The organism is Flavobacterium faecale (assembly GCF_048320115.1).
Classification (GTDB): Bacteria; Bacteroidota; Bacteroidia; order Flavobacteriales; family Flavobacteriaceae; genus Flavobacterium; species Flavobacterium faecale_A.
Map to the genome: position 1 here is coordinate 1,339,136 of NZ_CP182943.1, position 14,118 is coordinate 1,353,253.

Sequence of the window (14,118 nt, forward strand, 5' to 3'; positions counted from 1 at the left end):
TTATGGAGAAAAAAATATACAGTTCGTTTGAACAAATAGAGGTGGAGCTTGAAATTCTATCAATAGAAAGGGAAATTAATCATCAAAAGATTGTTTTAGCCCTTCAAAAGACCAGAGATCAGTTCACTCCAGTAGGTTTTACAAAGAATGTTTTTAGTTTATTTAAAAACGTTCTTTCGGGTTCAAATAGTACTATTTATAAGTTGGCCATTCCATTAATTATTAAATGGATTTTAAACAAAAAAAGAAGCCGTTAAGCTTCTTTTTTTTGTATTAATCTTCTTTATCTTCTTCTAAATCAGGTTCAATTGGATCTGGTTTTTTTATTGCTATATTTTGTTGTTTTCTATTGGCTTTTTTCATCATTTCTCCTACTTGATTAGAAGCACTAAAGGAAGCCACCATATTGTTCAACATCTCGCTGCCCGCTTGAGGGGAATTAGGAAGTAATATTAAATTAGAATTGGTTTCTGCTCCAATAGCTTGTAGCGTGTCATAATGTTGTGTAACAACAATCAAGGCAGAGGCTTCCTGAGAATTGATACCTACTTTGTTTAATACATCTACACTTTCTACTAGTCCTCTTGCAATTTCCCTACGTTGGTCAGCAATACCTTGACCTTGTAAGCGCTTGCTTTCTGCTTCCGCTTTGGCTTTGGCTACAATTCTAATTCTAGATGCTTCCGCTTCAAATTCTGCTACTGTTTTTTCTCTATCAGCAGCATTGATTCTGTTCATTGCATTTTTTACTTGAATATCTGGATCAATATCAGTTACTAAAGTGTTGATAATTGTGTATCCATAAGTGGTCATTGCTTCATTCAATTCTCTTTTTACCGCAATAGCTATATCATCTTTACGTTCAAAAACATCATCCAGTTTTAATTTAGGAACCTCGGCACGTACTACATCAAATACATAGGAAGTAATTTGGTCATGCGGAAATTCTAATTTGTAAAAAGCGTCATAAACCGTTTCTTTGACTACCATAAATTGCACTGAAACTTTTAATTTTACAAATACGTTATCTTTAGTTTTAGTTTCGATGATAACATCTAGTTGTTGAATTTTGAGGTTAACGCGCCCTGCAATTCGATCAATAATCGGAATTTTTAGTTGTAAACCAGAATGTCTAATGCTTAAAAATTTTCCAAATCGCTCTATAATAACAGCTGTTTGTTGTTTGACAGTAAAGAAGGAGGACAGGAAAATAAAGAAACCAATAACGAGAAAAATAATAAATGAAATACCCATTTTTGAAAATTTAAGTTGGATTATTCCTCTAAATTAGCAAAAATATTTTAGGTTTGTGAGGTTCAATTTTATATTATGAAAAAATTACTACTTATTTCTTTTGCCTTATTTTCAATAGTTTCTATTTATGGTCAATATGGTTATAGAGATTCTAACAGAATAGGAATTACAGCAGGTGTAAATCAGGCATCAATGAAAACCACCAATTTTCAAACTAAAGCAGAAACAGGGTGGAATGCTGGTTTATCGATGCGTGGAAATTTCTATAATGATTGGGATATGGTGTATAGTATGCAGTTTAGTGAAAGTAATTTCTCAGTGGATACCAAGTACAATGGTATTATTGAGGAAGATGTCAAATATAAATTACCTTCAGCTCAAATTTCACTTCAATTAAGTTATGTAATCCTTGAGAATCATTTAAGTTTTGAATTTGGACCAATTGTTCAATTCAATGGAAAGTTAAAATTAGACGCTGAGAAGGAAAATAATACTATATCTGGAACCACATTAAGAGCGGGAGATATTGTTGATATTTCTAAGTTTAATGTTTATCCTACGGTGGGAATTACTGCTGGTGGTACGCATTTACGATTTAATGTTTCCTATCAATATGGAATGATGAATACTTTTAGCAATCTTAATTCTAAAAGTTTAGGATATAATTTTAAAGGTAATCCTGGCGTTATTAATGGAAATGTAATTATATATTTATAATACGATCTCTTTATATATTTAAAAAAAGGACGATTTCTAACTTATGAAATCGTCCCTTTTTTGTTTTATAAACTATTGATTGCTTTTTCTAATCTGATTATCGTTTCTTTTTTTCCAATGACTTCAACAATGTCAAATAGGTGAGGACCCTTCAAAGCACCAACCAAACTCAAACGGAAAGGTTGCATGACTTTCCCCATTCCTATTTCGTTTTTAGTCATCCATTCTTTAACAATCGTTTCAATATTTACAGAGGTAAAATCTTCAATACCTTCAAGAACAGTTATTAAATTTTGCATTAATTCTGGCGTTTCTTCTTTCCAGTTTTTGCTTGCTTTGGCATCATATGTTGTTGGAGGAATAAAAAAGAAATCGCTCATTTCCCAAAAATCAGATACAAAACTAGCTCTTTCTTTGATTAGAGACACGATTTTAGTCAAGGTTGCTAAATCTATTGAAATTGATTTTTCTATTAAAATAGGAGCGTAAGCTTTTGCTAATACTTCATTATCCGCTTGAATTAAGTATTGATGATTGAACCATTTGTTTTTTTCTGGGTCAAATTTAGCTCCTGCTTTGTGTACTCTTTTCAAATCAAATGCCTGAACTAATTCTTCCAAAGTATATAATTCTTTATCAGTTCCGTCATTCCAGCCCAATAAGGCCAAGAAGTTGACTACCGCTTCAGGAAAAAAACCTTTTTCTCTATATCCAGATGAAATTGCTTCTTCTGTTTTCCATTCCAATGGGAATACTGGAAAACCTAATTTATCACCATCACGTTTGGATAATTTTCCGTTGCCAACAGGTTTTAGTATTAAAGGTAAATGCGCAAATTCAGGGGATAGCCAACCCAAGGCGTGATATAGTAAGACGTGTAAAGGCATGGAGGGCAACCATTCTTCTCCACGGATTACATGAGTTGTTCCCATTAAATGGTCGTCTACAATGTTCGCTAAATGGTAGGTAGGCATGCCGTCACTTTTAAACAAAACTTTATCATCTAGTAAGTTGGTGTCAAATTTTACATGTCCACGTATAATGTCTGTTAAATGTAAAATTTCATTAACTGGTGTTTTAAAGCGAATCACATAATCTTCACCATTTGCAATTCTTTTTGCTGTTTCTTCAGCAGAAATTACTAGGGAAGTATCTAATTTTTCTCTATTGTGATGATTGTAGATAAAAGTTTTCCCTTTCTCTTCGTGTTCTTTTCTATGGGCGTCTAATGCTTCTGGGGTGTCAAATGCATAATATGCGTTGCCTGATTCTATTAGTTGGTCTGCATATTTCTTATACAGGTGTTTTCTTTCACTTTGTCTGTATGGACCAAATTTTTCATTCTTACCAATTGTTTCGTCTGGAGAGATTCCTAGCCATTCTAAAGCTTCAAGTATGTATTCTTCGGCTCCAGGTACAAATCGATTTTGATCAGTATCTTCAATTCGTAGGAAGAAGGTTCCACCATTTTTCTTGGCAAATAAATAATTAAATAAAGCGGTTCTTACTCCGCCAATATGTAACGGTCCAGTGGGACTTGGTGCAAAACGCACTCTAACTTGCTTTGACATTTGATTAAATTTTAGACAAAGATACAATTTCAATTAGTCAATCCGTTTATTTGAAATTGAGTTTATTAGCTTATTATGGTAAAATTGACATCAGTTAACACTTCTTTTGCTATATAAATTTGTACTTTTATTGGTTAATATATTTAGAAATAGCTATTTTGGAACCAACGCATTTTATTTATCAAAAGTTAGAAGCTTTTATACGCAAGTTTTATACTAATGAACTCATTCGAGGGAGTTTGTTTTTCATTGGTTTGGGATTGTTGTATTTGCTGTTTACCATTTTTGTTGAATATTTTTTATGGTTGCAACCGCTTTCACGTACCATTCTTTTTTGGATTTTTATAGTGGTGGAAGTTTTCCTTTTGGTACGCTTTATCCTTTTTCCACTTTGTAAATTATTCAAACTACAAAGAGGAATTGATTACAATCAAGCTTCTTTGATTATCGGGAGTCATTTTTCAGAAGTAAAGGATCAGTTGATTAATTTTCTTCAATTATCTAACGAAATTAATTTTGATTCCAAGTCAGAACTATTAATGGCTTCTATTGACCAAAAGGCTAATGCTTTGCATCCCATTCCTTTTGGGAAAGCTATTAATATTGCTTCCAATAAAAAATATGTGCCTTTAGCTTTGGTGCCTATTTTGTTATTTTTATTTTTTTATTGGTCTGGACATAATGAAATCCTTTCGCAAAGTTTGAATAGGGTAGTGCACTACAATCAAAAATTTAGTCCACCAGCTCCTTTTGAATTTGTGGTTTTGAACAAAAGCTTAGTCACCGAACAAAACCAAGACTTTGTTTTTAAAGTGAAAACGGTTGGTGCTATTGTTCCAGAAAACGCAACCATACATATTGGCAATGAAAGTTATTTTTTAGAAAGTACTAAAATTGGTGAATTTCATTTTACCATTCCCAAACCTAATGCAAATTTATTGTTTCACGTGGAGGCTAACGGTTTAATTTCTACTGATTATGAATTAAAGGTTGTTCAAGTACCATCTATTTCTAATTTTCAAATGCAATTGTATTTTCCTTCTTATTTGAATCGAAAATCAGAAATTATTCAAGGAACAGGAAATGCAATTATACCAGAAGGAACCCAAGTAGTTTGGAAATTAAATACAATAGCGACTCAAAAAGTAGTTTTTAGGGATGGTTTGCAAGCTTTTCCATTTAATTCTGTTGATGATACTTTTCATTTTAGTAAAAAAGTTTCTCAAAATACAGAATATCAAATTATTACTTCTAATAAATCGATTCAAGACTTCGAAAAATTACAATACCAACTTCAAGTAGTGAAGGATCAGTATCCAACGATTGATGTTGGCTTTGCCCCCGATAGTTTGAAGATAAAATCTAAGTATGTTTTAGGTCGTATAGCCGATGATATTGGTTTACATAAATTACAAATTGTCTATTATGAACATGGGAAGGAAGCAACTTCCAAACGTGGAACAATACCGTTGAAAGGCAAGACTGTTGATCAATTTGTCTTTTCGTTTCCAGCCAATCTTCCGGTTGTTAAAGGGGTAGTTTATGATTATTACTTTGAGGTATTTGACAATGATATTTTACATAATAATAAAAGTGCAAAGTCTTCTGTATTCTCAAATCGAATTGCTACAGATGAGGAAAAAGCTGATTTTATGTTACAAGAACAATCAGATAATATTAATGGTTTGCAGAAATCTTTGAAAGAACAAAATAAACAAATTTCATCTTTAGATAAACTACAACAATTAGGGAAGGAAAAAAATAATTTTGATTTTAAAGACCAACAAAATGTAAGTGATTTTATTCAACGTCAAAAAAAACAAGACGATTTGATGAAACAGTTTACTGAAAAAATGAAGGAGAATCTAAATAACTTTAAAGACAAAAAGAAAGATGCTTTCAAGGAGGAATTACAAAAACGTTTGGAAGAAAGTAAAAAAGATTTAGATAAAAATGAAAAGCTTTTAAACGAATTAAAAGAATTGAATGATAAAATTAAGAACGAAGATTTACTTCAGAAGTTAGATAATTTTAAACAGAATAGTAAAAATCAAACCAAGAGTTTAGAGCAATTGGTGGAGCTTACTAAGAAGTATTATGTGGAAAGAAAAGCTGAACAGATAGCAGACAAGTTGGATGCACTTTCAGAAAAGCAAAACAAATTAGCTGATAGTCCAAACGTGGATGCTGCCAAAAAGCAAGACAATATTAATAAAGAATTTTATAATTTGCAGCACGTTTTGAAGGATTTATTGAAAGAGAATAAAGAATTAAAGTCACCAATTGATTTGCCAAATAACGATGCTGATCAAAAAAGTATAGAAGATGATTTGGGTCAAGCCAAAGATGATTTAGAAAAGAACAATGCAACCAAAGCTAAACCTAAACAAAAATCTGCTGCCCAAAAGATGAAGTCTATGTCCCAAAAAATGAAGCAGAGTTTAGGGGATAGCGATAAAGAACAATTGGAAGAAGATGTCAAAATGTTACGTCAAATCTTGGATAACTTATTAGCTTTTTCAAATTCCCAGGAGGATTTAATGAAGCAGTTTAGAAATCTCAAATCAGGTTCTCCGTCGCTAAATCGTAATATTAAATTTCAACAAAATTTAAAATTACAATTCAAACATATAGATGATAGTTTGTTTGCGATGTCCTTACGGAATCCAAAGATAGCTGAGAACGTCACTAAGGAAATTGGAAATATTCAATATAATATTGATAAATCATTAGACAGTTTTACCAATTCACAACTAGGAAAAGGATTGTCTCATCAACAGTATACTATTTCTTCTGCTAATGTCTTGGGTGATTTTTTAAGTAATATTTTGTCTAATATGCAAATGTCTTTGTCCGGTTCTCAAGGTGGCAAACCCAAACCTGGACAGGGTAGTGGATCAGGAATGCAGTTGCCAGATATTATTAAGAAGCAACAAGGTTTAGGAGATAAATTAAAAGAGGGAATCAAACCTAGTAACGAAGATGGAAAATCTAAAGACGGTAATTCAAAAGAAGGTTCTCAATCGGGGCAAGGTAAAGATGGGCTAAATGGAGAAGATGGTGAAGGTGATGCTAAAGTGATTATGGAAATTTATAAAGAACAAAAACAATTGCGTGAATCCTTAGAAAAGGAATTAAATAAACAAGGTTTAGGTAGTAGTGGAACTAATGCTTTGGAACAAATGAAACAGATAGAAAAGCAACTTTTAAATAAAGGTTTTAATAATGAAGTTTTGCATCGTATTCTAAATGTAAAACAAGAATTATTGAAATTAGAAACTGCTATTCAGGAACAAAATCAAGATAATAAACGTCAATCTGAATCGAATAATAAGGAATTTCAAAACCGTTCTAATGCACTACCAAACGCTCTTTTAGATTATTTAAACAGTATTGAAATTTTAAATAGACAATCCTTACCTTTGCGCTCTAATTTTGAGCAGAAAGTTCAAGAATATTTTAATAAGAAATGATTAGTTTTAATTACGAAAATGATTTTAGTTTAGAAAACGAGGATGCTTTTGCTTCTTGGTTATCTCTAGTGATTGAATCAGAAAAGAAAAAGGAAGGCGAGATTAATTATATATTTTGTAATGATGATTACCTTCATAAGATAAATCTTGAGTATTTGAATCATGACACCTTAACGGATATTATTAGTTTTGATTATTCAATGGGTAACGAATTACATGGAGATATTTATATTTCGGTGGAAAGGGTTTTAGATAACGCTAATGATTATGAAGTTTCATTTGACGATGAATTGAAGCGAGTGATGGTACATGGTGTGCTACATTATTGCGGTTATAAAGATAAATCAGAATCAGACGAACTGTTGATGCGTGCCAAGGAAGAAGAGAAAATGAAGATGTTCCACGTGGAACTTTGATGTAAAAATTAAGGCTGACTTAGCTTGTGTTCCACGTGGAACGTTTAGTATGTTGTTTGTTAATAGGTTGTGGTTCCACGTGGAACATTTGCTTTTTTAGCAAGAATAAAATAAGTACAAATCCCAGCGAAGCTGGGTAAATTATATAGAAAATGTTTCAAGAAGAATATGATGTAATTGTGGTGGGTGCTGGTCATGCTGGTTCTGAGGCTGCGGCTGCGGCTGCAAATTTAGGTTCCAAAACCTTGCTGGTAACAATGAGTTTGCAGAACATTGCACAGATGTCGTGTAATCCTGCTATGGGAGGAATTGCCAAAGGACAAATTGTTCGTGAGATTGATGCGCTAGGAGGATACTCTGGAATAGTTTCAGACAAGACTGCAATTCAGTTTAAGATGTTGAATAAATCTAAAGGTCCTGCAATGTGGTCTCCGAGGGTTCAATCTGACCGAATGCGTTTTGCAGAAGAGTGGCGAATGATGTTGGAAGGAACTCCAAATTTGGATTTTTACCAAGAGATGGTCAAAGGATTGATAATCGAAAAAGGTCAAATCAAAGGAATCAAAACTTCACTTGGAGTTGAGATTCGTTCGAAGTCTGTTGTTTTGACCAATGGTACTTTTTTGAATGGTTTGATTCATATTGGAGAAAAACAGTTTGGTGGAGGAAGAGCAGGGGAAAGTGCTGCTTTTGGTATTACTGAGGATTTGGTTAAAGTTGGTTTTGAGTCAGGTCGAATGAAAACAGGAACGCCTCCGCGTGTGGATGGACGTTCTTTGGATTTTTCGAAAATGAATGAAGAAAAAGGTGATGCTAAACCAGATAAATTTTCGTATTCTGATGAAACAAGTCCGCTGGTTCATCAGCGTTCTTGTCATATGACTTATACTTCTTTAGAAGTGCATGATATTTTGAGAGAAGGTTTTGATCGTTCTCCGATGTTTAATGGTCGTATTAAAAGTATTGGTCCAAGATATTGTCCTTCTATTGAAGATAAAATTAATCGCTTTGCTGATAAAGAGCGTCACCAATTATTTGTAGAGCCTGAAGGTTGGCAAACTTGTGAATATTATATTAACGGTTTTTCAACTTCCTTGCCAGAGGATATTCAATTTAAAGCGTTGCGTTCTGTAGCTGGTTTTGAAAATGTGAAATTCTTCCGTCCAGGTTATGCTATCGAATATGACTATTTTCCACCAACACAATTAAAGCATACTTTAGAAACAAAGTTGGTGGAAGGTTTGTATTTTGCTGGTCAAATTAATGGAACTACTGGATATGAGGAAGCTGCTTCTCAAGGTTTGATGGCAGGAATTAATGCGCATCTAAAAGCTCATGAGAAAGATCCTTTTATTTTAAAACGTGACGAAGCTTATATTGGAGTTTTGATTGATGACTTAATAACTAAGGGCACTGAAGAGCCATACAGAATGTTTACTTCTCGTGCAGAGTATAGAACCTTGTTGCGTCAAGATAATGCCGATTTTAGATTAACACCCATTTCCAATGCTATTGGTTTGGCTTCGGATAAACGTTTGCGTCGTATGGAGCATAAGTTCAATGAATCTGAAAAGATGGTTGCTTTTTTCAAAGAAACAAGTGTTAGAATTGAAGAAACCAATCCTATTTTGACAGAGAAAGGCACGGCAGTTATTTCGCAAGGGGATAAGATGTTTAAGATTTTCTCACGTCCACAGATTGATTTGGAGGATATGAAAAAGTTTGAAAAAGTAAAAGAGTATATTGCTTCGAATGCTGTTGACGATGAAATTTTGGAACAAGCAGAAATTCAAGTCAAGTATTCTGGTTATATAGAGAAAGAGCGAAACAATGCTGATAAATTGACTCGTTTAGAAGATGTGAAAATCCCAGAAGATTTTGATTATCATAAAATCAAATCCATGTCTATTGAAGCCAAACAAAAATTAAGCAAGATTCGTCCCGTTACCATTTCGCAAGCTTCGCGTATTAGCGGTGTTTCGCCAAGTGATATTTCGGTTCTGTTAGTGTATATGGGAAGATAGTGATTCAGGTTTCAGGATTTTTTGATATAGGATTGTAATTCCTAAATTTAGGATTGCTTAATTCTTATTAAAAACATGTTCCACGTGAAACTACTTTCGCAAGCCCTGCTGTTGCTGATAAAAAGTTGTTTCAATAATTAAATTAATTGCAAAGTTTTATTTTTAATCTAAATAAACTGAAGACTAAATAACTGACCACTGACCACTATAAAAATGGATATTTCAAACAAAAAATATTTTCTTACTGTAAAAGACCATTCGGTTTCCAAAGAGATTTTCGACTTGTATCATGATGAAGCTTTGGATATGTTGATGACACATCCGCAACCGAGTTTGGATGTTTTAGGTAAATATTACGAAAGTGAAGATTATATTTCGCATACCGATAATAAAAGATCTTTATTTGAAAAAGCCTATCATTTTGTAAAAGGCATTGCGCTTAAAAACAAACTGAATCTCATAAACGAATTGCAACCTAAAAAAGGAACTATTCTGGATATAGGAGCGGGAACAGGAGAATTTTTAAATGTTACCAAAGATAACGGCTGGAAAACAATTGGAATCGAACCTAGTGATCGTGCCAAAGGAATTGCGATTTCCAAAGGTATTGATTTTGTAAAGGATACAACCGAATTAGAAAACCATTCTTTTGATGTGATTACTATGTGGCATGTTTTAGAGCATGTACCTGATTTGGATTTTCAAATCAAAGAATTGAAACGTTTGTTGAAGCCTTCGGGTTCGTTAATAATTGCAGTTCCAAATTTCAAATCTTTCGATGCTAAACATTACAAAGAATTTTGGGCAGCTTATGATGTGCCGATTCATTTTTGGCATTTTTCTAAAAAAGCCATTCAGAATCTTTTTGCAAAGGAGAATATGCAATTGGAAAAAATCCTTCCCATGAAATTTGATTCCTTTTATGTGAGTTTGCTTTCTGAAAAATACAAAACAGGAAAGATGAATTTTATAAAAGCCTTTTTTATTGGTTTACAGTCAAATTTAAAGGCAAAGCGAAATTTAGAGTATTCATCACATATTTATGTGCTTAAAAACAGCTAAAAACGATTTTTAAGCGATTTAAGACTCGTTTTTCTGCTTCAATAAGGATTTACTATGCTTTTTTTTAAAAATCGCTTAAAATTAAGCTGTGAAACTGTTTTTTTATAGCTTTCAATTATGTTTTTTTAAACTTCCATAATTAAATCTAATAGCGGTAAAAAAGCATAATTATCAAACAATTTTAGGTTGCTACCTATTTTTTTATATTTTTGTTCCAATCACAATAATCACAAATAAACCAAAATGAAGAAAGCGTTAATAATTGCCGCAATGGCAGTTTCAATTTTATCATGTCAAAAAGCGGTAGAAGTAAAAGAAATGAAAACCGCTTATGTTGATACTTCGGAATTAATGAAAGAGTACACAGAAGCAAAAGATCTTGAAGCAAAATACAAAGCACAGTCAGAAGAAAAAGGAAGACAACTCGAAGCAGAGATTAATCGCTTCAAACAAGATGCTTCTAATTTTCAATCTCAAGCACAAGCAAATGGTCAAGAATGGGCTCAAAAAAGAGCTGCCGAATTGCAAAAAAGAGAACAACAATTAGGTTATGCACAACAAGCATTATCACAACAATTGCAACAAGAAAGTGGTGCTGAAATGGATACATTGGTAATGGGCGTTAAAAAATTTATCAAAGACTACGGTAAAAAGAATGGTTACGCTTATATCTACGGTACAGGTGATGTAGCTTCTGTTTTATATGCTGAAGATAAATTTGATATTACTAAAACAATCATCAAAGAATTAAACGATAAGTATGCTTCTAAAGGTAAAAAAGAAGAAAAAGTAGAAGAGAAAAAAGAAGAAGCTAAAAAGTAATTCTTTATAAATAATATCTTAAAAACCTTCATTCTGAATAGGATGGAGGTTTTTTTATGCAGTTTTGTCCAATGGATTGGAATGATTCATTATAAGCATAATTATACCCTGTTGTCAAATCGAGCGTAGTCGAGATTCCATTTTCTTTCATTTTTTCAATGTTTTTTATATCCAAAAAAATTCTAAATTTACTATTTCAATTTTTATATTATACGCCATGCAAACCCTAACCGAAGCCGCAAAATACACTTTGCAATTTATCAATCAAACCCAGCGTTCTATTTTCCTTACAGGAAAGGCTGGTACAGGAAAAACAACACTTTTACGTCAAATTATTGAAACCACCCACAAGAATACGGTGGTGGTTGCGCCCACTGGAATTGCAGCACTTAACGCTGGTGGTGTAACGATTCACTCGATGTTTCAATTGCCTTTTGGAGGATTTATTCCGGCGTTTAATGTGGATTCTAAGTTTAACGAACGCGTGAAGTTTGAGTCTAAAGACACTTTGCGTCGCCATTTTAAAATGAGTGGTACCAAGAAAGCTGTAATTCAAAACATGGAACTGCTTGTCATTGATGAAGTCAGCATGTTGCGCGCCGATTTACTGGACGCCATTGATTTTATGATGCAAACCGTTCGTAAAAAATCCATGCCTTTTGGTGGTGTTCAAGTTTTGTATATAGGAGATTTATTACAGCTTCCACCAGTGATTCGAGACGAGGAGTGGAGTACGTTGCGACAGTATTACCGTGGGAAATTTTTTTTCCATTCTCATGCCGTGCAACAAAGTCCGCCCTTGTATATCGAATTGTCCAAAATTTTTCGTCAAAGCGATGATCAGTTTATTGCTGTACTCAACAATTTGCGTAATAATACCATTACAGCTGCCGATGTGCAAGCCTTGAACCAATACGTACAACCTAATTTTGATTTAAAAGCCAACAAAGGTTACATTACCCTCACTACTCACAATGCCAAAGCGGATCGAATGAATGCCCAAGCTTTGGAGGATTTGGAAGGAAAAGTAGTAACCTACAAGCCGGAAATCACTGATGATTTTCCGGAGAAAATGTATCCGCTCGAAAAAGAACTGGCCCTCAAAGTAGGAGCACAGGTGATGTTTGTCAAGAATGATTTGTCTGCAGAGAAGCATTATTTTAATGGAAAAATGGGAATTGTAACATCGCTTTCACCTAAGGAAGTTCGTGTGCATTTTCCAGAAGAAGACAAAACTATTGAAGTCGATAAGTACGAATGGCAGAATATTCGCTACACCGTAGATCCGCTCACTAAGGAAATTGAAGAAGAGATTTTGGGGACATTTGTACAATATCCACTCAAGTTGGCCTGGGCGATTACCGTACACAAAAGCCAAGGACTTACCTTTGATAAAGCTGCGGTCGATGTTTCGCAAGTTTTTATGCCCGGACAAGCTTATGTGGCATTATCGCGTTTGCGTTCCTTAGAAGGGCTTATTTTGCTTTCTCCGCTGCGTATGAACGGAATTTCGAACGACGAAGAAGTCATGGAATACGCCCAAAATAAGGCCACGGATGAGCTTTTGAAAAATTCCCTACATTTTGAAACCAAGAATTTTATCCATAACTATTTGATAAACAGTTTTGATTGGCAAGAATTAGCACAAGAATGGCGTACACACAAATACAGTTACAACGAAGATCCCGAATCTCCAGCCAAATCAGCACATGCGGTTTGGGCCAACAACTATTTTCTAAAGATGGACGAGCTGTATGTGGCTGCTCAAAAGTTCATCGTGCAACTCAACAAAATTTTCGCCAAAGAAACCGTCGATTTAGTACATGTTTCACAGCGTATCGAAGCGGCTTTCAATTATTTCTTGCCTGCATTAGACGAGTTGGTGTTTGAAATCCTTTGGAAAATCGAAGAAGTAAAGCGTTTGCAAAAAGCCAAAACCAGATACGAAGAACTTAAAGTTTTGGAAGATTTGCAGTCCAAATCGGTGTTGCGATTGATGAAAGCCAAGTTGCTGATCGAAACCGTAGTGGCCGGTGAAAGTATTTCAAAAGAAAAACTAACATCGCCCGATATCAAGAATTATTTGTCTCGAAAAACTAACGCCATCCAAAACCAATTCAAGGAAACTCATGTGACTTTAATTGAAGACGAAGCAGATGCCAACCGCTATACTTCGAAGAAAAAAACCAACAAGAAAGAACCTAAAAAATCCACCGTTCAAGAAACCTACGACTTGTGGCTACAAAAAAATACAATTAAGGAAATTGCATCCATTAGGAAACTCACACAGGAAACCATTTTAAGTCATTTGACTAAGTTAATCCATGCTAAAACCATTACAATCAATGATGTTTTGCCCGAAGATAAAATTCAAGAATTAACCGAAGCTTTCCATGGTTACATGGAAGAATCCGTTTCGCCACTAAAAGAAAAATATGGCGATAAATTCAGCTGGGAAGAACTCAGGATGTTCAAGGCAAGTTTGAATTAGTTTTTTTGGAGGGGCTGAGTGGCAAAGAATCTGAGAGACTAAGGGTTTTTAGGAGCAGAACGATTGGTTTTCATAATCACAGTTGTCCCGCTATTCGTTACAATCTCTTGTATTGGCTATCGCCATACAAGAGGATTTTCATTGCTATCGGGGCTACAAAGGGATATTTAGTTATGATAATATTAAAGTTTATAATAGTGAGTTGTTCTATTAGGTTGGATAAACTTCAATTTTTATCCAATGTAGTATTCTCTAAAGTAGCTTTAAAATGATTATTAAATCTCTTTT

General features: G+C 33.8%; 11 protein-coding genes. 8 read left to right on the forward strand and 3 right to left on the reverse strand.

What is annotated here, in order from left to right; genetic code table 11:
• The first annotated feature begins 2 nt into the window (after positions 1-2).
• Complete coding sequence (locus ACNH59_RS05680; protein WP_418264462.1) at positions 3-257, forward strand: DUF6327 family protein; 255 nt, start codon at positions 3-5, stop codon at positions 255-257.
• A 16-nt stretch (positions 258-273) separates the two neighbouring features.
• On the opposite strand, the gene ACNH59_RS05685 is transcribed toward ACNH59_RS05680, so the two are convergent.
• On the reverse strand, positions 274-1,254 hold the full coding sequence (locus tag ACNH59_RS05685) for an SPFH domain-containing protein (protein ID WP_418264463.1): 981 nt from the start codon (positions 1,252-1,254) through the stop codon (positions 274-276).
• 75 nt (positions 1,255-1,329) lie between these two features.
• Here ACNH59_RS05685 and ACNH59_RS05690 point away from each other — a divergent pair, with 75 nt between their 5' ends.
• Positions 1,330-1,971 carry an outer membrane beta-barrel protein gene (locus tag ACNH59_RS05690; protein ID WP_418264464.1) on the forward strand — a complete coding sequence of 214 codons (642 nt, stop codon included), beginning with the start codon at positions 1,330-1,332 and terminating at the stop codon, positions 1,969-1,971.
• 65 nt (positions 1,972-2,036) lie between these two features.
• Here the strand turns inward: ACNH59_RS05690 and gltX are convergent, their stop codons facing one another.
• The gene (gene gltX, locus ACNH59_RS05695) at positions 2,037-3,542 is read right to left on the reverse strand and encodes a glutamate--tRNA ligase (RefSeq protein WP_418264465.1); all 1,506 of its coding nucleotides are present in this window, start codon (positions 3,540-3,542) and stop codon (positions 2,037-2,039) included.
• A gap of 158 nt (positions 3,543-3,700) precedes the next feature.
• On the opposite strand from gltX, the gene ACNH59_RS05700 reads away from it, so the two are divergent.
• The 5 genes from ACNH59_RS05700 (at position 3,701) to ACNH59_RS05720 (ending at position 11,339) form a co-directional block, all read left to right on the forward strand.
• On the forward strand, positions 3,701-7,015 hold the full coding sequence (locus ACNH59_RS05700; protein ID WP_418264466.1) for a hypothetical protein: 3,315 nt from the start codon (positions 3,701-3,703) through the stop codon (positions 7,013-7,015).
• Positions 7,012-7,431, forward strand: a complete 420-nt coding sequence (gene ybeY, locus ACNH59_RS05705; protein WP_418264467.1) for an rRNA maturation RNase YbeY — start codon at positions 7,012-7,014, stop codon at positions 7,429-7,431. Before ACNH59_RS05700 ends, ybeY begins: the two co-directional genes overlap by 4 nt.
• A gap of 152 nt (positions 7,432-7,583) precedes the next feature.
• Positions 7,584-9,455, forward strand: coding sequence for a tRNA uridine-5-carboxymethylaminomethyl(34) synthesis enzyme MnmG (gene mnmG / locus ACNH59_RS05710; protein WP_418264468.1), 1,872 nt, complete (start codon positions 7,584-7,586; stop codon positions 9,453-9,455).
• A 213-nt stretch (positions 9,456-9,668) separates the two neighbouring features.
• Positions 9,669-10,517 (forward strand): class I SAM-dependent methyltransferase, encoded by an 849-nt coding sequence (locus tag ACNH59_RS05715; RefSeq protein WP_418264469.1) that lies wholly within the window; start codon positions 9,669-9,671, stop codon positions 10,515-10,517.
• A gap of 243 nt (positions 10,518-10,760) precedes the next feature.
• Entirely contained in the window at positions 10,761-11,339 is a 579-nt protein-coding gene (locus ACNH59_RS05720; protein ID WP_418264470.1) for an OmpH family outer membrane protein, read from the forward strand.
• Positions 11,340-11,367: 28 nt separating this feature from the next.
• On the opposite strand, the gene ACNH59_RS05725 is transcribed toward ACNH59_RS05720, so the two are convergent.
• Positions 11,368-11,490: a hypothetical protein gene (locus tag ACNH59_RS05725; RefSeq protein WP_418264471.1), complete on the reverse strand. Its 123-nt coding sequence runs from the start codon at positions 11,488-11,490 to the stop codon at positions 11,368-11,370.
• Between the two features lie 66 nt (positions 11,491-11,556).
• Between ACNH59_RS05725 and ACNH59_RS05730 the strand changes: the two genes are divergently transcribed.
• Positions 11,557-13,830, forward strand: a complete 2,274-nt coding sequence (locus tag ACNH59_RS05730) for a helix-turn-helix domain-containing protein (RefSeq protein ID WP_418264472.1) — start codon at positions 11,557-11,559, stop codon at positions 13,828-13,830.
• Positions 13,831-14,118 lie beyond the last annotated feature (288 nt).